At 71.3% G+C, this 21,269-nt stretch carries 18 protein-coding genes and 2 pseudogenes; 4 read left to right on the top strand and 16 right to left on the bottom strand.

Annotated elements, in window-relative coordinates; all coding sequences use genetic code 11:
* Positions 1-2 precede the first annotated feature (2 nt).
* From QEG98_RS03375 to QEG98_RS03340, 8 genes and pseudogenes are all read right to left on the bottom strand, one after another.
* Positions 3-1,811, bottom strand: a complete 1,809-nt coding sequence (locus QEG98_RS03375; protein WP_316565732.1) for a hypothetical protein — start codon at positions 1,809-1,811, stop codon at positions 3-5.
* Entirely contained in the window at positions 1,808-1,993 is a 186-nt protein-coding gene (locus tag QEG98_RS03370) for a hypothetical protein (RefSeq protein WP_316565731.1), read from the bottom strand. Before QEG98_RS03370 ends, QEG98_RS03375 begins: the two co-directional genes overlap by 4 nt.
* Positions 1,987-4,719, bottom strand: a complete 2,733-nt coding sequence (locus tag QEG98_RS03365; RefSeq protein ID WP_316565730.1) for an MG2 domain-containing protein — start codon at positions 4,717-4,719, stop codon at positions 1,987-1,989. Before QEG98_RS03365 ends, QEG98_RS03370 begins: the two co-directional genes overlap by 7 nt.
* Positions 4,716-6,284 (bottom strand): hypothetical protein, encoded by a 1,569-nt coding sequence (locus QEG98_RS03360; protein WP_316565729.1) that lies wholly within the window; start codon positions 6,282-6,284, stop codon positions 4,716-4,718. Before QEG98_RS03360 ends, QEG98_RS03365 begins: the two co-directional genes overlap by 4 nt.
* Positions 6,281-6,947: pseudogene (locus QEG98_RS03355) on the bottom strand (DUF1175 family protein). The gene QEG98_RS03360 and the pseudogene QEG98_RS03355 overlap by 4 nt, the downstream one beginning before the upstream one ends.
* Positions 6,948-6,976: 29 nt before the next feature.
* Complete coding sequence (locus tag QEG98_RS03350) at positions 6,977-7,873, bottom strand: DUF2135 domain-containing protein (RefSeq protein WP_090486267.1); 897 nt, start codon at positions 7,871-7,873, stop codon at positions 6,977-6,979.
* 243 nt (positions 7,874-8,116) lie between these two features.
* On the bottom strand, positions 8,117-8,857 hold the full coding sequence (infC, locus tag QEG98_RS03345; protein ID WP_090486272.1) for a translation initiation factor IF-3: 741 nt from the start codon (positions 8,855-8,857) through the stop codon (positions 8,117-8,119).
* A gap of 392 nt (positions 8,858-9,249) precedes the next feature.
* Positions 9,250-9,621: a hypothetical protein gene (locus QEG98_RS03340; RefSeq protein ID WP_316565728.1), complete on the bottom strand. Its 372-nt coding sequence runs from the start codon at positions 9,619-9,621 to the stop codon at positions 9,250-9,252.
* Between the two features lie 81 nt (positions 9,622-9,702).
* On the opposite strand from QEG98_RS03340, the pseudogene QEG98_RS03335 reads away from it, so the two are divergent.
* The 3 genes and pseudogenes from QEG98_RS03335 to QEG98_RS03325 all read left to right on the top strand — a co-directional run.
* A pseudogene (locus QEG98_RS03335) lies at positions 9,703-10,566 on the top strand (ATPase, T2SS/T4P/T4SS family); the annotation flags it as partial.
* A gap of 157 nt (positions 10,567-10,723) precedes the next feature.
* Positions 10,724-11,458, top strand: coding sequence for a DUF938 domain-containing protein (locus QEG98_RS03330; RefSeq protein ID WP_316567814.1), 735 nt, complete (start codon positions 10,724-10,726; stop codon positions 11,456-11,458).
* Positions 11,459-11,588: 130 nt separating this feature from the next.
* Positions 11,589-12,410, top strand: a complete 822-nt coding sequence (locus tag QEG98_RS03325) for a TonB family protein (protein ID WP_316565727.1) — start codon at positions 11,589-11,591, stop codon at positions 12,408-12,410.
* Positions 12,411-12,429: 19 nt separating this feature from the next.
* Here QEG98_RS03325 and QEG98_RS03320 read toward each other — a convergent pair whose 3' ends face one another.
* On the bottom strand, positions 12,430-12,837 hold the full coding sequence (locus QEG98_RS03320; RefSeq protein ID WP_316565726.1) for an arsenate reductase ArsC: 408 nt from the start codon (positions 12,835-12,837) through the stop codon (positions 12,430-12,432).
* Between the two features lie 280 nt (positions 12,838-13,117).
* On the opposite strand from QEG98_RS03320, the gene QEG98_RS03315 reads away from it, so the two are divergent.
* Positions 13,118-13,357 carry a hypothetical protein gene (locus QEG98_RS03315; RefSeq protein ID WP_316565725.1) on the top strand — a complete coding sequence of 80 codons (240 nt, stop codon included), beginning with the start codon at positions 13,118-13,120 and terminating at the stop codon, positions 13,355-13,357.
* Between the two features lie 30 nt (positions 13,358-13,387).
* Here the strand turns inward: QEG98_RS03315 and QEG98_RS03310 are convergent, their stop codons facing one another.
* From QEG98_RS03310 to QEG98_RS03280, 7 genes are all read right to left on the bottom strand, one after another.
* Positions 13,388-14,218 (bottom strand): hypothetical protein, encoded by an 831-nt coding sequence (locus QEG98_RS03310; protein WP_316565724.1) that lies wholly within the window; start codon positions 14,216-14,218, stop codon positions 13,388-13,390.
* Between the two features lie 77 nt (positions 14,219-14,295).
* Positions 14,296-16,287: a PAS domain-containing protein gene (locus QEG98_RS03305; RefSeq protein ID WP_316565723.1), complete on the bottom strand. Its 1,992-nt coding sequence runs from the start codon at positions 16,285-16,287 to the stop codon at positions 14,296-14,298.
* A gap of 480 nt (positions 16,288-16,767) precedes the next feature.
* Positions 16,768-17,241, bottom strand: coding sequence for a thermonuclease family protein (locus tag QEG98_RS03300; protein WP_316567813.1), 474 nt, complete (start codon positions 17,239-17,241; stop codon positions 16,768-16,770).
* Positions 17,241-17,645: a hypothetical protein gene (locus QEG98_RS03295; protein ID WP_316565722.1), complete on the bottom strand. Its 405-nt coding sequence runs from the start codon at positions 17,643-17,645 to the stop codon at positions 17,241-17,243. Before QEG98_RS03295 ends, QEG98_RS03300 begins: the two co-directional genes overlap by 1 nt.
* Positions 17,567-19,081: a lamin tail domain-containing protein gene (locus QEG98_RS03290; RefSeq protein WP_316565721.1), complete on the bottom strand. Its 1,515-nt coding sequence runs from the start codon at positions 19,079-19,081 to the stop codon at positions 17,567-17,569. Before QEG98_RS03290 ends, QEG98_RS03295 begins: the two co-directional genes overlap by 79 nt.
* A complete protein-coding gene (locus QEG98_RS03285; RefSeq protein WP_316565720.1) occupies positions 19,078-20,700 on the bottom strand; it encodes a hypothetical protein in 1,623 nt (540 codons plus the stop codon). The genes QEG98_RS03290 and QEG98_RS03285 overlap by 4 nt, the downstream gene beginning before the upstream one ends.
* Positions 20,700-21,200: a hypothetical protein gene (locus QEG98_RS03280; RefSeq protein WP_316565719.1), complete on the bottom strand. Its 501-nt coding sequence runs from the start codon at positions 21,198-21,200 to the stop codon at positions 20,700-20,702. Before QEG98_RS03280 ends, QEG98_RS03285 begins: the two co-directional genes overlap by 1 nt.
* Positions 21,201-21,269 lie beyond the last annotated feature (69 nt).

Genomic DNA, 21,269 nt, shown 5'->3' with positions numbered 1-21,269 from the left:
GACTACAGGTCGCCCAGGTGCTTCTTGGAGGGCACCACCTTCAGCGAGTCCGCGGCCGTCCGCCCGTGGATGCTGGCGGCGTACATGTCCTCGATGTGCGCGGGCGGCGCGGAGAAGGTGCCGGCGAACTGCGCGCGCAGCACGTAGCCCACGGTGCGCGGGCTGTCGCTCCACCAGGCCGGCTCCTCGAAGAAGAACGTCGCCCGCTCCGGGTTGAGCACGCGGCGCTTGAGCGCCTCGGGCACCAGCGGCAGCGAGTGCGGCGGCCCCCGGAAGGCCTTGTCCTCCTGGAGCGGCACGAAGCCCGCGGGCACCGCGTCCTCCACCACGTAGTACGCCGAGCGCACGCGGTTGTCGCCGCGCGCGTCCAGCGTCAGCTCCACGTAGACCTCCTCGCCCTGGGACACGGTGTCGCCCGCGCCCAGCCGCACCTGCCCGCCCTCGCGCAGCACGTAGTAGGCGCGCTGGATGGACATGCCCTCCGCCTTCGGCTGCACGGCGGACAGCGGCGTGCGCGTGGTGGCGCGCAGCGTGGCCACGCCGTCGAAGCCGCCCACGTCCACGGTGCGCGTGCCCGGCGCCAGCACCGCCACCAGGCCCAGGCCGCGCGGGGCGAACTTCACCGGCGTCTTCACGCCCTTCACCTCGGGCGCCTTCATGCCCTGCATCGCCTTCGCGTCGCGCTCCAGCAGCCACAGCGAGTGCAGCAGCGTGGTGCTCCGGTCGAAGGTGGACAGGTCGGGCTCGGACAGCAGCTCCAGGATGCGGCGGCGCGCGCGGGTGATGTCCAACGTGCCGAACGAGGCCGCATGCGCGGCGATGGCCGTCATGCCCACGCGCCGCAGCGGGAAGCGGAAGAAGGCCTCCGACTGCTCCAGCGGCTGGCCCGGCGTAAGGGCGGCCAGCGTGGCGTAGCCCTGCGCGCTGCGCGCGACCAGCGCGTTGATTTGAGTCTGGAGCGCGGGCTCCTTGATGACGCCGGCCTTCTCCGCGGCCAGCACCGCCAGGGCCAGCGGGTACAGATCCCCGCCCTCCGCGCCCTGCACCAGCGCCCGCACGCGCGCGGCCTGCTTGGAGCCCTCCAGCCGCGCCAGCACGTAGGCGCGCGTGGCGTCGTACTCGGGCGGCAGGCCCTCCTGCGCCTCCAGCCAGCGGGCGCTCTCCACCAGGCGCGGGTCGGCGCGGTCCACCAGCCCCGCCTCGGCCGCGTAGGCCAGACCATCCAGCGCGATGAGCGTCTGCGGCAGGCTCGGCGTCTCATAGCCACCGAACCAGGTGAAGCCGCCACCCTTCACCGACATGTCGAGGATGCGCGCGGTGCCCTGCACGGAGCGGCTGCGCGCCTCCGCCAGCAGCGCCTGTGTGTCCGTGTCCAGCTTCGCCAGCGCGCCCGCCTTCTGGAGCACCTGGTACACCGCCACGTTGGGCACGGTGGTGGACACCAACTGCTCCAGGCAGCCGTAGGGGTACGTGAGCAGCTCGCGCACGTTGGACAGCGCCGCGTCGACGATGGACGGCTGGAGCACCAGCTCCACGCGCGCCAGCGTCGCTTCCTGAGGCGCGGGCACCTCCAGCGCACCGCCGCCCCAGGCGCTCACCTTCACCTCGTCCTCCACCGCCGCCGGGCCCACGTCGAAGCGCTTGAGGTCCCTCAGCGAGTCCTTGCCGCCCGCAACATTCACGGTGAGCTGCGCGGCGCCCGTGGACGCGGCCTTCAGCGTCAGCGGCACCACCTGCTCACCGCCCTTCGCCAGCTCCACCTTGTGCTCGAACTGGTCCGCCTTCAGCGCGCCCAGCGACGCCAGCTTCACGTCCAGCAACTGGCTGGCCGGCGACTTCTCCCCGCCGACAGGCGCACCGAGGCGACCGCCTCGTCGCCTTCACGGAGGAACTGCGGCAGCGCGGCGTAGAGGTTGAGACCGCCGCGCGTGGCGAACTCGGAGGTGCCCTCGCCGAAGCGGCCGGAGGTGTCCGCCGCCACCGCCGTCACCACCCACAGCGTCTGGTTGGAGGAAGCGTGAAGCGCACCGTGGCGCGGCCATCCCGGTCCGTCACCACCGCCGGGTCCCAGTGCGCGGTGTCGCGCTCCAGGTCCTTCGTCTGGCGGCTGGGCGGCTTGATGGAGGCGAAGGCGTGGTCCGGCAGCCCTGCCATCTTCCGCGCCAGCGCCTCGCCGTAGCCGTAGCCCTGGAACTCCGACGAGAAGAAGTTGGACACGTTGTTGCGCGCCGGCGGGTAGAAGAAGTCCAGCACCTTGGGCCGGAACTCGCTCTGGATGGCGTAGACGGCCTTGTCCACCACGCCCACGGACAGCTGCGCCACCACGCCGCGGCCCTCGTGGTCCACCACGCGCACGTCGATGCTCTGCTCGGTGAGCGGCGTGGCCTCCGCGCGGCGGGGCTGCAGCTCCACCGTGAGGGTGCGCTCGCGCGGAATCACCCGGAAGGCCACCGTGCGCTCCTCCCAGCGGCCCGTGGCCGTGGGGTACGCGACGGACGCGTACACCGCGCTGCCGAAGCGCTTCTCCACGTTGAAGCTGTGCACCAGCGTGCGGCCCGTCAGCTCCACCACCTGCGTGTCGTAGAGCGAGGCGCCCGACAGCGTCACCCACACCGGGCCCGCGTCACGGCCACCCGAGCACCAGCTGTCCGGCATCAGCGCCACCAGCTTCGCGGTGTCTCCCGGCGCCAGCGTCCCGGACAGCGAGGCCAGCGTCAGGTTGGGCACGCGCGCCACCGGCTCGTCCGCGCCGCCGATGACGAGCAGCGACTCCTCGCCCTGCCACGTCTCCCCGTTCTTGTCCTTCACCACCACGCGCGCCAGCACGGTGCCCACGTCCGAGGTGGGGACCTTCTCGCGGTGCGTGCCATCCGCCGCCGTGGAGAAGGAGCGCTTGCCCAGGCTCTTCTCCGCGCCATCCGCCTTGCGCAGCACGAACTCCACCTCGCCCTGCGTCACGCCGTAGGGCTTGCCCGACAGCGTGGTGGCGCGAATCGCCAGCGTCGCGTCGCCGCTCTTGGGCACCACCGCGTCGGAGTAGCGCGCCAGGCCCAGGACCTCCACCTTCGACAGGAAGAAGGCGGACGTGGCGTTGGCGAAGGTCTCCTGGTCATCGCGCGCGCGCACGGTGAGCGAGTACCGGTACGGCAGCCGCTCCTCGCCCGCGGCCAGCGCCGGCACGGCCACATCGATTTCAGCCTCGCCGTTGGCGTCGAAGGCGCTGGCGCTGGACCACGGGTCCTCATACGCGCCGCGCGCCTCCACGGAGGAGTACAGCCGCTCCGGCACGCTCAGCTTGCCCTCCGTGGTGGAGGCGCTGCCGTACGTCACGTCGCTGCCCTGACCGCCCTTGCCCGCGTCATCCACCCAGGCGGGCGCGTCCAGCAGGCTGCGGTAGAGGAACACCTCGTACTTCGTGGCGTCGGGCGTGCCACCGGCATAGCGGCGGGCACGCACCTTCGCGCGCAGCGTCTGGCCGGGCACCACCGTCTCCGACGCGGGCTCCATCTCCAGGTAGAACGTCGGCTTCACGTAGTCCTGCACGCGGGCCTCGCCCTGGTGCGGGTGCCCGTCCACCTCCGCCTCCACGCGCAGCACGCCGGTGCCCAGGTCGTCCGGCACCTTCAGCGTGCCGTGGAAGGCGCCGAACTCGTCCACCGAGGCGCGCGTGGTGAGCGCGCGGCCCTCCTGCGAGACGAGCTTCACCTGCACCTGGCGCTTCTTCGGCGTGAAGAGGCGCGCCAGGAAGGTGTCCGGCTGCCGCACCACGCCACGGAACTTCACCTCGTGGCCCGGCTTGTAGATGGGCCGGTCGCTGTAGATGAACACGTCCGGCGCCACCGCCAGCGCGGAGTAGAAGTCCGTGTCGACGATGGCCGTGTCCCCACCCGCCGTCGCCGTGGCGATGACGCGCGGCTCCGACACCTCCAGCGTCACCTCGCCCTTCGCGTTCGTCTTCCCCACCGGGCCCTTGCCCTTGGGCAGATACACCTGCACCTCGGCGCCCTCGCGCGGCTTCTGGTCCCGGCCCGCCACGCGCACCAGCACCTGGCCATCCGTCTGCTTGAGCTGCACCGTCAAGTCACTGACGACCAGCACCACCTGTCCCTCCACGCGGCCCTGCACCAACTGGAGCACGTAGGTGCCCGCGGGCAGCGGCGCCAGCGTGACGCGGCGCTCCTGGAAGCCGCTGGGGCCACTGGCGTTGAAGCCGGGGACGTTGAAGTCCCGCTCGGCGCCGCCCAGGTCCAGATTCAGCCACTGGCTGCGCGTCACCGTGAAGCCGGGCGGCACGCCCACCAGGCGCTCCGGTCCCTCGGCCACCTTCGCCAGCGGCTCGCCGGAGCCCGACGCTTGCGGCGCGCGGGGCAGCACCTCTCCCACCTCGTCGCGGAAGGCGGGGTTGAGCGTGTCGAGCAGGAACATGCCCGGCGTGCGGACCGCGTTGAAGCCACGGCTGAGCGCGCGGCCCGGGTTCTTCAGCGTGGGCGGCGTCTGGTACGCGCGACGCAAATCTCCCTGGGCGCGGATGAAGGCGTCCAGGTTCTCCGGCTTGAGGACGCGCAGCTCGACGGGGCCCTTGTCCTCGAAGGCGACGTCCACCGCCACCGGCTCCTGGGTGCCATAGGAGCGCGGGACGGTGATGTAGAGCGGCTTGGCCAGGGCCACGCCGGACAGCATGAGCGCGGACAGAGCCGCCAGTCGGATGAGGCACTTCATGACCCGAAACCTCCAGGAACCAGCGAATCGCCCTGCACGGTGCCGCGCAGGCCCAGGTACGGCAGCGACTCCAGGTCGCTCCGCGCCGCTTCGATTTCCGGGGGCGCCGCGCTCGGCATGGGCGCGTTGCGGCTGACCCGGAACTCGGACAGGTAACCATCCATGGTGAGCCCGCTGAGCAGCCGGCCCGTGTTCACCCCGAAAGCCACCGAGGTGGGCGCGCGCAGCCCCGCCACCACCGGGCCCACGGCGTTGAGCATGTTGGGCTGCTGACCCGCGCACGCCTTGCGCAGGCGCTCCAGCTCCGCGTCGTTGGACGCCAGCACCACGTGGTTGCAGTGGGTGCCGCGCACCAGCCGGTTGTAGCCACCGGAGAACAGGCCCTCCAGCGCGGCAGCGTCGTCGGTGCGGCCCCACAGCACGGCCAGCTCCACGGGCAGCTTCGCATCACCGCGCGGCGTCCACACCAGCGCCACCTGACGCGTGCGCGTGGGGCCCTTGCCGCCGCCCTTCGCCCAGTACGCCTTGAGCGTCTCGGGGTCCAACGACTCCGGCAGCTTGAGCTGGAAGGCCAGCAGCACCGGCGTGTCCTCCGGCACCAGCTTCAGCAGGTCGTCGGACAGAGGCGCGGCGTCCAGGCGCGCGGGGCCGTCCAGCAGCTCGCCCGCGATGCCCCGGCCCACCAGCCGTCCCGCCTCCACGCCGAACTGGAGCCGCGTGCCCGGGGCCAGCCCCACCACGCTCGACAAGAGCTGCACCTCGCGGCCATAGGCCTCCGGGTCGTAACCCAACTCCACGTCCACGCCGTCCTTCGCCTTCAGCGCCGGCAGCTCCGCGCACAGGCCGTGGAGCACCGCCACCGGGTGGCGCGCGAGCACCAGCCTGTCTTTGAGCCGGCCCGCCCACAGCGTCTGCTCCGCCACCAGCCAGCGCTTCATCTCGAAGGTGCCTTCCGAACCGCCGCCCGGGCAGTGCGGCGCCGTCATGCCGCCGCGGCTGGCCACACCGTCCAGCGCCTCGTACGCGGACGTCGCGGCGCGGCCCGGCTTGGGGAGGATGAAGGCCGGCGTGCTGGAGCGCGCGTCACCGGCGAACCACGTCACGCGGAAGGGCGCGTCCAACAACTGCCCCGCGAAGAGGTCCAGCACCGCGCCCTTGAAGCCCGCCCGGAGGTCCTCGCCGGTGGAGCCGAAGAAGGCGGCCCACGCACCGACGAAGCCCTGGCCCAGCGGCTTCTGGAGCTGGTCGCGCAGCCACACGTTGGCCGCCAGCGCATCCCGCACCTTGCCCGGGTGGTGCACGTCCACCCAGAGGGCGGAAGGCGCGGCCGTGCCGGGCACCTCCAGCGCCGTCATCGCGGGCTCGGGCATGCCTTCCACGCCGGCGCCCGCGCTGGGCGGGCCCTTGCGCTCGCCACCGAGCAGGTTCGTGACCGTGCCACCGCCGTCGCCGGACTGCCCGCTGCGCCGGCCCAGGAAGAAGGCTCCGGCCACGGCGCCGCCCACGAGGACGGTAACCACGCCGATGAGCAGCGCCTTGGGCGGGCCACTCTTGGGAGACGTCATGACATCCACTCCTTGAAACGGAAGAAGCCGAGGAAGGAAGCGTTCTGCGGCACCGGGCGCCACTCCAGCGGCGCCTCGGTGGCCGGTGGTGGAGGACGCCGGTGCGCACCGCGGCGCCCTTCTCCCCGGGTGGTAGACGACGCGCGCGGGCGCATGGGCCCGGTCCTCCGGGCGCACCACCAGCATCAGATGGAAGATGGGGCCCGCGTCCTGCTCCTGGCGAAAGGCGAGCAGGTCGCCGGTGCGCAGCGACTCGCGGGTGGCGTCGTCACGGCCCAGGAACTGGAAGCTGTGCTGGAGCAGCACCTCCGCGTCCGCGAAGTCGGACGGGCGGCCCCGGCCGTCACGCCACAGCGGCGTGGACAGGCGCTCCGCGGCGACCTGCTTGTACGCGGAACGGAAGGCGAAGCGGATGAGGCCCGCGCAGTCACGCTGGTCCGGATGCCACGCGGCGTCCTGCTTGCGGACCTGGGCCAGCGCCACGCGCGCCACCCACCGGCGGAGCAGCACGTCGCGCGTCTCGGGCGCCGTGGGTGCCTCCGCGTCGTGCGGCTTCACATCCGAGCCCGACGGCGCCGACACGAGCGGCCGCACCCCGACCGTTCCGTTCGCCAGAGGCGCGGGCGCATGGAGCAGCAAGAGCACGGGAAGGACGCGGCGCATGGACATGGAGACCCCGGACGACGGAGGCGTCAGTACTCGCCTTCGCCGCCGCCATCCCCATTGGACTGGAGCGCCTTGAGGGCTTCATCCAGGTTCTTCGGCCACGCGGCGTGCTTCGGACGCGGGTCCTGCGAGGGCACGAACACCTCGGCCTGCCCATCCCCGAGCATGTTCACCCAGGCCAGCACGCGGGTGGTGCCCGGCGTGGCCAGGGGGATGCGCACCATGCGGCGAATCTCGTTCGGCGTGCCTTCGAAGAGCGACAGGTTCAGCGTGGCCACGGTGTGGGCCTTGTCACCGCTGGGCCAGTAGTTGGTGGCCACCAGATACACGCCCTTGGGCGGCGAGCGGTGGATGTAGAGGTACGGGCCATACGCGGGCTGGTCGAAGTCACCGCCCTGCGAGTTGAGGAAGAAGGTGCCACCGGAGGGGCTCGCGGTGTCGGCCCAGTACACGTGCGCCATCTTCCGCACGTCCAGGGTGCCGTCCTTGGCGCTGGCGTCGGTGGGCTCGTACAGGTGCAGGTCGGTGTAGACGCCGTCGGTGTCGCTGGTGAGCACCACCTTGAAGGGCACCGGCGGAATCTGCGCGTAGCTGGTGGCCTGCGTGCGCGCGGTGCCGGCCTGGTTGGTGGCCATCACCGTGACGACGTTCTTGCCGCTGGCGGCGGGGAACTTGCGGCTGAAGCGCCCGCGGTACGTGCGCATCAGGTAGCGGTCGCCGTTGATGGACACCACCACCGGGTCAATGGTGGTGTCGCTGACGGTGCCCTCGATGAGCATCATCCGGTCCACCGTCCATCCACCCGACGGCGCGGACAAGGTGACGACAGGGAGCGTCTTGCCCTTGCCAATGGGCACGCCCTGTTGACGGGGATTGGATGCGGGCGTCTGCGCCAGCAGCACGGCGAGGAGGACAGGCAGCATCACGCGTCCTTGATGAAAGGAGGTCCGCGAGCGTTCGCGGGCGGACAGACTGCGGCAGCAGTACCCTCCTTTTCAAGTCGCCTGCCAGCCTCCCGGGCGGCCTTTCCCTGGCAAGCCACGCCGGACCTGTGGGCGGCGAGCCACGCCTGGCTGCCTGCCCGTGTGGCGGCGGCCACACTTTCCCCACGTTCGAGAGGCGCCGCACGCGGTGGGAACCCAGACCCACCGCGTGGCGGCAATCCCTCAGGACGCCGTCGGGATCTGCGCCTCGGCTGCTGCCGGCGCGGCCTGCGCTTCCTTCTTCTCCTCGTCCGCTTCCTCCGCCTTCTCCCCAGCGCCACTGCTGGCGCCCGCCGGCTTGCCCGCACCCGGGGCTCCCGGAGGAGGCGTCCGCTTGGCGGCGGTGGCGGCCTGACGAACCAGCTCGCGGGCCTTCTGCGCCACCTTCGGCGTGGGCGCGAGGATCATGAACATCAGACGCCCTTCCATCCGGGGCATCTGCTCCACGACGGCCACGTCCTTCAGGTCCTTGGCCACGTCGTCGAGGATGGCCGTGCCCTGCTCCTTGTGCGTGATTTCACGCCCACGGAACTGGATGACGACCTTCGCCTTGTTCCCGTCCTCGATGAACCGGCGGGTATTTCGGACCTTGAACTCGTAGTCGTGCTCTTCCGTCTTCGGACGGAGCTTCACTTCCTTGAGCAGGACCGTGACCTGGGCACGCTTCGCTTCCGAGGCCTTCTTCTTCTCCTCGTACTTGAACTTGCCGTAGTCCATGATCTTGCAGACCGGAGGACTGGCCATGGGGCTGATTTCAACGAGGTCCAGCCCCTCGGTCCGGGCACGGTCCAGGGCCGCCTCGAGAGGCATGACCCCGAGCTGGCTACCGTCAGACCCGACGACGCGGACCTCACGGGCACGGATGCGACGATTGGTTCTCTGGTCGCGGCTCCCGCCGCGGCTGCTTCTCTGTTCGCGAATGATGGTGACTCTCCTCCGAATTGGGTTTCAGGCCTGCCCACCTAAAGGTGTGGCAGGCAGGTCCGCGACAACAAGGGACCGTACACACATGTGAAGCGCCCCGCCCTGCTTGGGACCCACGCCTGGCAGTGTAACCCGCGGGCGCAGGAGTACACCCCAGTGCCCGCTCGCCCGGCAGGAAGGGGAGCCCTGGGTGAACTTTCCTCTTTGGGAGACGGTAACGCCAGAGATAACGCCCGACCCGTCCACCTGCCGTGGAACCATGCCCCCAATGTACCCCCCAGGGACCACCTGAGGGTGACACCCCCGCTCGACCCGGGGGGCTGGGAATTGCCGGGTGGGAAACAAACGGGCGTGGACGGAACGTTTCTTCCAGCCCGGACCCGGACCCGGAGTCACGGCTGGAGGCCCACGCCCCGCTCCGTCCACTCGCTCCCCAGGGCGGTGCGCAGGTCGTCCACCGGCGGGGGCAGCCGCTCCCAGACGGCCGGATGCTCCGGAGGCACCTGCTCCGTGCTGGCGGAACGGGCCCGGTAGAGCTGCCCGTCATGCATCACCAGGCGGCCGGCCGCGTAGGTGACCGGGGGCGTCCCGGGAGCCAGGGTGGCCCGGGCCGTCCACAGCTCCAGCGCGCGGGTGGGCGTGCCCGCGTCGCCGCCGCCGTCCGGAAGCACGGTGCCGCTGTCCGCCGGCCCCGCCTCCGAGGCATCCGAACACGCCGTGGCAACAAGAGCGAGGAAGGCGAGGACCACGACACGTCGGTGCATGGGTGGTGCGCCTGAGAGAAGGTGCGCTTCGGTGGGTGTCTCCCGTGAGAGAATCGGCCGTCTCCGCATCGGAGTTACACCATGAGTCCAACCCCTTCGCCCATCTCCGCCGTGATTGCAGGACTGCTCGAAACGCTGGCCCGGGAGGACCGCTCCGTGGCCACGCCGCCCGCAGCGCGAACTTTCGATGAAGCCGCGCGGGCGCTCTACGCCATCGCCGGGCAGACGCGGGCCGCGCACTTCTCGGTGTGGGCGGACACGCTCGAAGACGAGCAGGACGCCGCGGGCATCAGCCTCTTCTTCCATGACGTCCCCGACACGTCAGCACCACCGGGGCTGCTCGGCGCGGAGAAGCGCGTGGTGCGGCACGCCCTGGACCTGTCGCTCCACGGGCCCCTCACGGAGGCCATGGCGGCGCTCGCGAAACGCGGCGCCGATGCCCGGCGGCCCGACCGGGGCAGCGTGCCATTCCCCTACGACGCCAGCAGCCCGGAGGTGGAGTTCCGGGTCGTCTTCCAGCCGGGCGCGCTGGGCCCGTGGGTCATCTCCGTGGCCCGGGACCAACGGACACGGGACGCGTTCCCCTCGTTCGCCTCGCTGCCCCTGTCCGCCGAGGAGTCCGACTTCCTGTCGGAGCGCTTCCTCCGGCTCGACTCACTCTTCCAGGGGCAGCTGGTGCTCTTCACCGGCGCGCGTGGCTCGGGGCGGACGACGTCGCTCCACGCGGCCATCGAGGCACTCCCGGACGGTGTGCGCGGACTGGCCGCGTTGGAGACGCCCCGCGCCACGGACCTCCGCTTCAGCATCGTCCAGCCCGGAGGTGAGATGACGATGCCTGGCACACTCCGCGCGTTCCTGAGGCAGGACCCGGACCTGGTCTTCGCGGACGAGGTCCGCACGGACGAGGAACTGCAGCTGCTCATCAACGCGTCGCTGACAGGGCACGGAACGGCGGGCGTGCTCGAGGCACAGACGCCCGAGGCCGCGCTCCAGCGGGTGCGCGCCGCGATTCCCAACGTTCCCGTGTCGCCGCTCCTCGTGCATCACACCGTGGACGCGCAGTCCGGCGCACGCACGGTGGCGCTGTACCGCGTGGTGGAGGATGGGACGCCCCCGCGCGCATCGAGCGCTGGCGGCCCGACTGAACGCCATGCGTCCGCTGGCCCACGCAGGCGGCCAGCGGCGCTCGCACGGAACGCGGCGGATGTGCGAAACCCGGGGGATGAAGCGTCACGCCCCGGCCACGGAACGCAATCGCGAGCCCCTGCTCGCTGTCCTCCGCGAAGTCCTTCCCGCCTCTGGCAGGGTGCTGGAGGTGGCCAGCGGCACCGGCCAACACGCGGCGTGGTTCGCCCGAGCGCTCCCCCACCTCCTCTGGCAGCCCACCGACGTGGACGCGGAGTCGCTGGAGAGCATCGAGGCGTGGCGCACCGAGGAAGGCCCGCCCAACCTGCTACCGCCGCGCCGACTCGACGCGAGCGCGGAGTCCTGGCCGGAGACGGCCGCGGACGTCATCCTCAACGTGAACATGATTCACATCGCCCCCTGGACGGCCTGTCAGGGCTTGATGCGGGGCGCGGGCCGGGTGCTGCCTCCCGGCGGGCTGCTCGTCCTGTATGGCCCCTACTTTGTCGAGGGCCGCGAGACGGCCCCCAGCAACCTGGAGTTTGACGCCTCCCTCCGCGCCAGGAACCCGGCGTGGGGCGTGAGGTCGCTGGAGGCCGTCACCGCCGAGGCCGCCCTGCATGGCCTGGAGCGTGAGCGCGTGGTGGACATGCCCAGCAACAACCTCACCGTGGTGTTCCGCAAACCCCGTCCTCCGGTGTCCCCGCACTGAAGGCCGCCCGACACCGCGCCGGCGGAGTGCGGACCGCCGCACACGCCCGCGGCCCAGGAACCCTTCACGCCCGACACGCACGCCACTACCCCCATCCCGTGGCGAGACGCGGGCGGGAGAGGGGCACACCATGCCGGACGCACCAGCGAAGGCCCGCCCGCCGGAGGACGTGTTGTTCGCCTCGGCCTTCCGTGGCCACGAGACAGAGGCCGGAAGCCGTCAACGCACGCTGATGCTGGTCCTGGCCGTCATCGGTCTGCACGCCGCGGCGCTCATCGGCGCGGCCTCTTTCTGGCACGGCACGCCGCGACGGCTCGAAGGCGAAACCACCCGGGGAGAAGTCCTCGTGCTCCGCCTGACCGCCCTGCCACCTTCGGCCCCGGTGGGGGACGTCACCGGGCCAGCCTCCGCGCCTCTCCGGTCCCGGACCGCGCGCAGGCCTCGCCCCTCGCGCGCCCCCTCACCGCCGCGCCCCGTCGCGGCACCGCGCGCCTCCGAGCTCGCGGAGCCGCTGTCCGTCGGGCGCCCCGCCGGCATCCCAGCCCATGACCGTGACAGCCTGGCGGGCCGCGCCGTGGCGGGCATCACCCAGCGCGCCCTGGGGCCCGGCTTCCCGGGGTTGCTCGTGGAGCCGCCACCCGCCACCGCCCCCGACCACCGCGAGGACATGGCCCGGCGTTACTTCGAACAGATGTTCCGCGACCGCTTCGAGGACGTTCCCTACCCCCACGAGGCGCGGATGGCGGGCATCGAAGGGTCCTTGGTGCTGCGCATCTCCGTGGGCGTGCAGGGCCAGCTGGTGGCCCTGGGGGTGCTGGGCCCCTGTCCCCACCCCCTCCTGTGCGAAGCCGCGCAGGAGGCGGTGCGGCATGCCGCGCCCTTTCCACCGCCACCGCCGGAACTCGGCGACCGGGTCACCGTCGAGCTGCCCTTCAACTACCACCTGGAATGAGCGCGCGTTCGAAGCCGCGCTAACCGGCGCGCATCCACCCTTCGCGCTCCAGCAGTCCGGCCACGCGGGCGGCCAGCTCGTCGCGGATGCGGTGGACCAGGACGTCCGACTTGTCCTTGGGGTCTTCCAGCGGCCAGTCCTCGCGCTGGAGCCCCGGCACCTGGGGACAGGCCTCGCCACATCCCAGGGTGATGAGCCATTGCGCGTCCTGGGTCAGGTCGTCCGTGAGCAGGCGGGGCTTCACGTCCTGCAGGTCGATGCCGATGTCCCGCATGGCCGCGAGCACTTCGGGATGCACCTTGTCGCCAGGCTGCGTCCCCGCGGAGACGGCGCGCGCCTTCTGGGGGTCTACCATCACGTTGAAGAACGCCTCCGCCATCAGCGAGCGGCCAGCGTTGCGTACACAGGCGAAGATGACCTTGTTCATCAGACGTCCAACTCCATTCCTCACAGGTTCACGCGCCCCTCCCCGCGCGAAGTGACTTTCGACATGTTCAATGGCTTGCATATCTCACGGAGGGCTGGCCGCAAAGGGAGACGCCGGGCGGATGGAAGGCCACACACGCCTACCTTTGGCGGGCGCAATCCATTGCGCATGTGAAAAACGCCTGCAACTGCAACGCGGCGCACAACCCGGGTGCGCACGCCCGCGCGGAGGCAGGCATGCATCGGTTGACTCCCGCCCTGCGGAGCGTGCCGCCCTGGATGTGGATTGCCTTCAGGGCGTGGTGCGGGTGTTGCTCGCGGTGGACCTGGCCGAGCAGTCCGGCAACACGGCCCTCCGCTGGAACGCCAGGCGACCGCCGGTGACACAGGCGGGCTACGACAAGTCCTTCATCGTCAAGCTCAACACAGGGGCGGTGTGGGCCAGCCAGCCCGCACGGCGGAGGGAGGCACGCGCGGCGGCGGCGTCCCGGCCCGGCGCCCCCGTGGAACGGGAGGCCTGAGCCGGGAACGCCCCTGACACGGCGGAACGGCTACTCCAGGCCCGCGGCCTGACCGTCGGCGCCGGCGCCGCCCAGCACGAAGCCGTCGAAGGCCACGTTGGCCATCAGCTCCACGCGCTCCTTGTGCTTCTTCAGCAGCTCCACGTTGGCGGCGGCCGCCTTCTTGGATGCCTCGGACAGCGGCTGCTCCTCGTTCGCGCCGGGCTCCTCAATCGCGTCCAGCGTCTCCTGGAGCTGCGCCCGGGCCTCCTCCAACTGCGCGCGCTCCTCGTCAGCGAGCGAGTCGTCCGCCAGCCGCTTGTCGACCTCGGCCAGCTGCGTCACCATCATCTTCCGGCCCTGCTCCGCCGCGGCGCCAATCTGGTCCAGGCTGTCCGCCACCATGGAAGCGTAAACGGTGGTGGTGATGCTCTGGAACTCGGCGGGCGACATCCCCTGCGCCTTGAGGCCGGCGATGTATGCCTTGCGCACGTCCGCCATCAGCCCCATGAACAGGCCCGCGGCGTCCACGGCCGCGTTGAAGCCCGGCTTCTCGTCACCCTCGCCCGCGTGCTCGGCCTCGAACTCCTTGGACTTCGCCTCGAAGGCCTTGAAGGCCGGCAGCGCCGACTCGCGCACCGTCAGGTAGGCCAGCAGCCGCTGCTCGTCCAACGGCAGCACCTGCCCCTCCGGGGGCGCCTTGAATGGATTGCTGGCGTTGAGCTGTGTCAGCTCCTGCTCCTGGGCCTGCATCGCCTGCATGGCTTCGATGCTGCCGCCGAACTTGTTCTTGGCCCAGATGCCACCCGCCAGCATCAAGCCGATGCCCGCCAGGATGAAGACACCGCAGCCGATGCCCAGTCCGATGAGGACCTTCTTCATGAAACCCTCCAGGGAAGACGTGTCACCACGGACCCCGTGCTAGCCGGGCTGGGCCCCCTGGAGCAAGTGTCACGGTGTCACGGAGCGTCGACGTCCGGGCGAGCAGGCGGCATGGGCCGGCGGGGCAGGCGGGCCTGGAACGTGGTTCCCTCCTGCTCCGTGGAGTGGACGCGGACCACGCCGCCGTGGGCATCCACGATGTGCTTCACGATGAAGAGGCCCAGCCCCAGTCCGCCACCCCGGGCGCCCTTGCGCTCCGGGCGCTTCATCGGCTCGAACATGCGGGCCCGGAGCTCCGGCTCAATGGGCTCGCCCGCGTTGTGGACGGTCAGCAGCACGTCGTCGCGCAGTCCATGCGTGCGGATGCGCACCGGGCAGTGCTCCGGGCTGTAGCTGAGCGCGTTGTTGACCAGGTTGGTGATGACCTGGGCCAGCCGGTCCGCGTCCCACAGCCCGTAGCCGTCTCCCCGGCACTCCAGCTTCAGCGTCCGCTCCGGGCGGGTGAGCCGGACCTCCTCCACCACTTGCCGAGTCAGCTCGTGCAGGTCCAGCCACCGGGGCTCAATGGGAATGCCACCACCCAGCCGGGCCTGCGTGAAGTCGAGCAAATCCCTCAACATGCGCGTGGCGCGCTCCGCGCTGGAGAGGATGCGGCCCAGGCCCTTGCGGAGCCGTTCATCCAGGCCTTCTCGCCGCAGCAGCGCGGTGGCGGACATGCTGATGGCGGCCAGGGGGTTGCGCAGGTCGTGGCTGACGATGCCGATGAGGAGCTGCTCGAACTCGGCGCGCCGCTTCGCCTCCAGCTCCGTGGCCCGCCGCTCGGTGATGTCCTGCATGGCGCCCACCATGCGCACCGCGTGGCCCTCGGCGTCCCGGACCACCTGCCCCCGGTCGGCGATCACGGCCCAGGTGCCATCCCCGCGCAGGAAGCGGTACTCGTCCGCCCAATGGCTCGCGCCCTGGTCGATGACGGCCTGCATGTCCCGGGCAATCCGCTCGCGGTCCTCCGGGTGGATGTGCTCCGTCCACCACGCGAGGTCCCGCGGCGGGGCGCGCGAGGCCAGCCGGAACTGGGCGGCGGCCAGCTCACTCCACTCGACGGTCCCCGCGTCCAGGTCCCAGTCGTAGATGACGTCGCTGGTCGCCAGCGTGGCCAGCCGGTAGCGCATCTCCGACTGGCGCAGCACCTCCTCGGCGCGCCGCCGCTCGCTGATGTCCAGCGACACGCCCGCCACGCTGACCACGCTGCCGTCGGGCCCGATGACGGGGGAGACGCCCGTCATGAAATAGGAGCCCGCCATCTCCACCTCCAGGGTGAAGGACTGGCCCTCCTGGGCGCGCAGCGTGGCGGCCACGAGGTCCGGCCGGTCGCGGTACACGTCGAACGCGGAGCGTCCCACGTAGGCGCCTCGCTCCAATCCCAGCGCGCTCAGCCGCTCGCCCTCGAAGAGGGTGATGATGCCCTGCGCGTCCGTGGCCCAGAGGATGACGGGCAACTGGGTGATGATGCGGCGCAGGTGCTCGCGAGCCTCGTCCCGCTCGCGCTCCAGCCGCTTCGCCTCGGTGAAGTCGGTGGAGAAGCCACACACGCCAACGACGCGCCCCTCCGCGTCCGGCAGGGGGAACTTGAGGGACTGGAAGACGTGCAGCCCGTCGAGGAGCGGCACATGCTCATCAATGGTGAGTTGCTGGCCGGAGTCCAGCACCTGCCGGTCATTGCCGGTGAAGGTGCTGGCGACCTCCGCGGAGAACAGGTCGAAGTCGGTGCGCCCCATCACGTCGCGCCGGAGCTTGCCGGAGGCCCTCTCGAAACCGTGGTTCACGTAGAGGTACCGGCCCGCCGTGTCCTTGGCGTAGATGAGCGTCGGCGCGTGGTCGAGCAGCCCGTGCAGCCAGGCCCCCGTCGCCCGCGCGGTGCGCTCGTCCTCCAGCGAGGACTGACCCACCGCCTCCGCCAGCCCCGCGTCGAGCACCTGGGCCAGCGCGCGCAGCCCCGCGAGCTCGGGGACCCAGCCCACGGATTCCAGGCTCTCGAGGATGGCCTCGCGAAGCGCGCCATACTCGAGCACCAGCGAGCTGATGCCGAAGCCCGCCGGTAGCGCTCACGTCCATACTCACGGCCCAGGGTGCGAGCCTCCGCCAGTCGCGCCGCCACGGAGGGGTTCGGAGCAGCGCCCCGAGCCTCCCCACGAGCTGGTGGAGGGCCCCCGCCTCCGCGATTGCCAGCGGCGCGAGCGCTCCGAGCGCGGCGCCCACCCCCGCTATCAGGCGCCGGGTGATGTCCTCCCGCAGGACATCCAAGACGTCCGGCAGTGAGAGCGTCGGCGTGACGCTTGGACTCATGCGCGCGCCTTCGTGGTCGATGATTGCCCTGGCATGTCCTCACCAGCCCCCCAACCAGGAGCGCCCGCCCTCTCCATGCGGGCCACGCGTGGCTGTTATCATTGGGATACATCCCATCCCCCGGCGGGACTGCCCGTCTCCGAGTCGGGCTCGGATGATGCCTCGCGGGAGAGACAGCCACGGCGGTGCCTCGTCCGACAGGTGGCTCACCGCTGACAGGGGACGGGCACGCAGGCCCCCCAGACACCACGCCTCGCCAGCCGGGCCTGCGCCTCCAGTGCCTGGAACTCCGCGCGTCTCGAACGACCCGCGGGAGGAACGTGGAGCACGCAGGCATGGCCTCTCTCCACCAACAGCGTGTTCACCTCGCGCCCCTCCACGGACACGTAGGCGAGGAGCCGGCCGAAGCGGTCCTCGCACGCCTCGCCATAGGTCAGCACGACCCGCCTGCCCTCGACGAGTCCCCGGTTGAAGGCATGCGCCTCCGGACCGAAGCAGTCACCGCCCGCGCCCGTGCGCTCCGGTGCATCCGCGAGCAGGTAGCGAACACGTTCGCCGCCCTCCAGGACAACCGTGTCCCCATCCAGGACCTCCGCCACCCGTCCTGACGCGGGGCCACAAGGGACTTCCGCGTCCCCCCCACCACAAGCCGCCAGCCACCCGGCCAGTGCACATTTCATCAAAGCGCGCATGCGCGGTTCACCCCTCCTGGCGTGCCCCGGTCTCCCCGGCCATAGCGGGCCGACTCGGGGGCGGGACAGAAGCTCCCGGGCCAGTCATTGCGTTGAGGGTCACTGCGCCCGGGGTCGAGCTGTGAGGACACACCTGGGATGGCCGCGCCGGTCCACGACACGGCGTCGAGCACGCGTCCGTCCACCGAGAGCTCGAGCTTCCGGCTGCCCGTTGTATTCGCCAGGTTGAAGTTGAAGGTGCCGAGCACCGCGGGCAGCCCGCCATTGAGGGATGCGTCCTCACTTCGCGCCAGGACGGCGCGGCCTCCTGCCTTCACGGCCAGACACAGCGCCGAGTCGAACGTCGAGCGGCCTCCGCTCTCGTTGGACAGCGACACACCATTGAGGTCCACGTCGCGCAGCGCGAGCACCTCCACCCACTCCCCCATGGCGTCCGCGACCGCCTGTGGGTCCGCCATGAATTCGGTGAGGACGAGCGAGCCCCCATCGGGCCCCCTGCGCGCACGCGTCCTTCCGGTGGTCCGGTCAATACATCCGTCCTCGAGCGTCCCGGCATCCGCGCCGCCATCGGAGGTTCCACCGTCGCCAACGCCGCCCGGCGTGCCCCCGCCCCCTCACAGACACGATTCCCACGACCGGGCGTCCCCACGTTGCCGCGCGAGCCATAGGCGGCCGTGGCTGCGCACCATGCGGAGGGCGCGTCATTCCGGGCAGCATCCGCGAGCGGTGCGGACACCTGCGTGGCCACGCCATCCACCGCCAGACCGTAATCGACCGCGTCGAGCACCACGCCCCCGGCCTTCACCTGCAACCGGCCGCCCGCATTGCGCAGGTCCATGTTGAACGTCGCCATGGGCATAGGAAGCCCTCCGTTGAGGGTGGCATCCGTTCGACGGGCCAGCACCGCGTACTCCCCCGCCGAGAGCGACAGGCAACCCTCCGCCTTCACCGTCGCCTCACCCGCCTCGGCGACCAGCGTCACGCCGTTGAGGTCCACGGGAGCCGTGGCTCGCAGCTCCACCCACTCCCCCAACGTGTCGTCGCCACGCGGATTGGCCATGACCTCAGTGATGACCAGGTCTCCAGGCGCCGGAAGCAGGACAGGTCTCACGGCATCGGCGCCCGCGGGCCTGCACGTCGCCACCACGCCCGCGTCCTCGGGGACACCCGCGTCACCCATGGGGCCACAGGGTGCGTTCGCGGCGCCAGGACTCCCCTGGAACGTCCCGCCGGCACCGGCGTCGGGCGAGTCACACCAGCGAGCCAGGTCATCGTTCCCCGCCATGTCCGGCACCAGGCGGCCGTCGTAGATGCGCGACGCCCCGCTCTTCGCGGGCGCGGAGAGCGGGACCTCGTCCAGGACCCGCTCACCACACCGGATGCCCAGCCGTCCGCCCGAGTTCCCCAACGCCCCCAGCCCGTCGCCATAGGCGTGGTCCACATGCGCGGGCACCGGCCCGTCGCGCACGTCGCCCAGCACCAGGTAGTCTCCCGCCGCCACCGTCAGCGCCTCGAGGACGGCATAGGCTGTCTCCTGCGAGCCATCCGCGCGGGACGCGTAGAGCGTCAGCCCATACAGGTCCACGGGGCCGCGCGTGGGGTTGTGCAGCTCCACGTACTCCTGGCCCGTGTCCGTCCCCACCGGGTCGTTGAGGTACTCGGTGATGGCGACATCACCGGGCAACAGCCCCGCGCACGCCGCGTCCACGGCTTCGTCCAGGGGCGTGCCACCACACGCCCACGCGCCCGCCAACCCCAGCAACCAGCCCCACCCCAAGTACCTGCCCCAGCCCTTCATTCCCTGCCCCCTCACGTTCAGCTCCGTCAAAAGCGCGTCTCCAACTCCAGGTGGAAGAGGTGGCGCGGCGGGTCAGGAGGCACACGCGCCACGCGCGCGTCCTTCAAGTCGAGCACCCACGCGTACCGGCCCCGGGCGGACACGGCGCTCGACACCCTCCACGCGACATCCAACGCGGTCCGCAGCTCCTGTTGGAGCCGGCTGCGCTCGGAGAGGTCCTGGTCCTTCCACACCAATCGCCCATGCAACTTCAGCGACGAAAGCGGCTGGGCGCGGACATCCAGCACGGCCTGCGCGTCGTAGCGAAGTCCCTTCGTCTCGGGTGCCTGCACGCGCGCGTGTCCGTACTGGAGCGAAACCGTCAACCCCTTCGCGACGTCGGAGCGCACCCGGGCGGTGACGCCGTACCGCGCGCTGGCGCACAGGTCCGCCACCTCTTGCTCGGGCAGCGAGTCATCCGCGCACGCCCCCATCCCGCCCACGCCGTTGTCACGCACCTCCACCTGAAGCGAGGGCTGCAACCAGGGCCGCACCCGAAGGTCCCCGCGCACCGAGGCACGCGCGTGCAGCGTGCCCGCGCTCCCGGACACCGCCCCATCCGCGGGCAGCGTCCAGGCGTCCACCTGCCCTCGCAGCCGCCATGCGCCTTCCTCACGGTGGAGGTAGCGCAGCCGGGCGCCCAGCTCGTTGCGAACGCGCAGGCCTTCCAGCGCATCCGGGCCTGACGGCGCGCCGCTGTAGGGATTGGCGAAACCGCGCCCGTAGTAGCGCAGCGACAGCTCCAGCTCGCGCGACGCCCCTGACAGCACGGTGCGCTGCACCGCACCGAAGTCCCCGCCGCCACCCGGCGCGGCATCGAAGCTGCGCGTGCCTTCCAGGAAGACGTCCAGCGCGCCACGCCCCCACGCGGCATCGAGCCCGAATGCGCCAAAGGCACCGCCCGCCGGGTAGCGGGCGTTGGGTTGGAAGTCGAGCTGCGCCCCCTCCTGGCCCCACACGGGCCGAGCCATCCAACCGGTGAGCCCCACATGGCTCCGCGACGACAGCGCCAGCGTCGCGTTGCCACCGCCCGCCAGCTCTCGGAACATCCCCGGCAGCGTCCGCGCCGTGAGCTTCTCCCACCGGCCCTCCGCCACGGACACCCAGACGTCAGGGGCCTTGCACACGCCACGGGCGGACGACGGACACAGCGAGCGGTCCAGCACCGCATGCCGTGCCAATGCACGGGACTGATACGAGCCGAAGCCGGTGAGCGACAGCGCGGCCCACGCCCCCAGCGGACCTCGCACCGTGCCCGCGACGCCCCGGAAGCCCTCGTCCCAGCGGAAGTCCGGGGTGACGTCCGACAGGCGTTCCTCGGGCTCGCAACCCGCGCTGCCCACCAGACACGCGCGCTCCAAGCCCGCCGGAGGGCGCACGTCATCGTCAGGAAGGAACCCGTCGGGTGACGGCAGCGCCGTGGTGTCCAGCGTGAGCCGCTGCCCGAAGCCCAGCCGGTACGTCCCCGCCAGCAGCGACGCGCGCGCTCCCGTCCACTGCACGTACAGCTTGGGCAGCGTGACGGACGTCCCGGGCGCCTCCACCACGAAGGCACGCCGCCGCGCGTCCCTGCGCGGAGGCGCCAGCGTCCGCCGGGCCAGCGTCGTCATCAGTCCCACCCGAAGCCCCGCGAGCCTCCAGCGCGGACCTGCAACGCCAGCGGTGGCGGCAGCCCATCCGACGCCGCGAAGGCCATCATCAACCGCGCGTCACCCGACAACCGCCCTGGCGTGCGTCCGTCCAGGAACGGCGCGAGCCGCCGCGACGCCGCCTCCGTCAACGCGCCACCCGCGGCGCTGCCTTCTCCCCGCGACCGCAGCAGCACGTCCACGTCCGAGTACGTCAGCCCCGGCAAGCCGTAGAGCGAGGCACGCGACGCCAGCCCCAGGTCCACGCCTGTCCGTCGCAAGGCCAGCAGCGCGGAGAGTGTCTCGGCGGAGATGGCGCCCTCTTCCACGAGCGCGAGCAGGTCCTGCGCGCCCACGGATTCAGGCTCCACTTCATACGGCGCGGCATGCACGGGCAGCGCGCCCGCCAACCACCAACCCAAACACCATCCCACCCAGAGCACCCGACGCACGCACCGCGCCTTGTGCACATCCGGGACCATGATTCCCTACAGCAGCCCCCTGCCCGCGGGTCGTCCGGCACGCGGACGCGCCGTCCAAAGGCGGGACAC

This window comes from Myxococcus sp. MxC21-1 (assembly GCF_032612255.1).
Taxonomy (GTDB): domain Bacteria; phylum Myxococcota; class Myxococcia; order Myxococcales; family Myxococcaceae; genus Myxococcus; species Myxococcus virescens.
The sequence above is the reverse complement of the archived record's forward strand: the minus strand, read 5'-3'. Positions and strand labels throughout refer to the sequence as shown.

Excerpts from the sequence above, each read along its gene's own strand:
- QEG98_RS03365 (WP_316565730.1), bottom strand. The coding sequence starts at position 4,719 with ATGAAGTGCCTCATCCGACTGGCGGCTCTGTCCGCGCTCATGCTGTCC.
- QEG98_RS03360 (WP_316565729.1), bottom strand. The coding sequence starts at position 6,284 with ATGACGTCTCCCAAGAGTGGCCCGCCCAAGGCGCTGCTCATCGGCGTG.
- QEG98_RS03350 (WP_090486267.1), bottom strand. The coding sequence starts at position 7,873 with ATGCTGCCTGTCCTCCTCGCCGTGCTGCTGGCGCAGACGCCCGCATCC.
- QEG98_RS03340 (WP_316565728.1), bottom strand. The coding sequence starts at position 9,621 with ATGCACCGACGTGTCGTGGTCCTCGCCTTCCTCGCTCTTGTTGCCACG.
- QEG98_RS03330 (WP_316567814.1), top strand. The coding sequence starts at position 10,724 with ATGGGACGCCCCCGCGCGCATCGAGCGCTGGCGGCCCGACTGAACGCC.
- QEG98_RS03325 (WP_316565727.1), top strand. The coding sequence starts at position 11,589 with ATGCCGGACGCACCAGCGAAGGCCCGCCCGCCGGAGGACGTGTTGTTC.
- QEG98_RS03320 (WP_316565726.1), bottom strand. The coding sequence starts at position 12,837 with ATGAACAAGGTCATCTTCGCCTGTGTACGCAACGCTGGCCGCTCGCTG.
- QEG98_RS03310 (WP_316565724.1), bottom strand. The coding sequence starts at position 14,218 with ATGAAGAAGGTCCTCATCGGACTGGGCATCGGCTGCGGTGTCTTCATC.
- QEG98_RS03300 (WP_316567813.1), bottom strand. The coding sequence starts at position 17,241 with ATGAAATGTGCACTGGCCGGGTGGCTGGCGGCTTGTGGTGGGGGGGAC.
- QEG98_RS03285 (WP_316565720.1), bottom strand. The coding sequence starts at position 20,700 with ATGACGACGCTGGCCCGGCGGACGCTGGCGCCTCCGCGCAGGGACGCG.
- QEG98_RS03280 (WP_316565719.1), bottom strand. The coding sequence starts at position 21,200 with ATGGTCCCGGATGTGCACAAGGCGCGGTGCGTGCGTCGGGTGCTCTGG.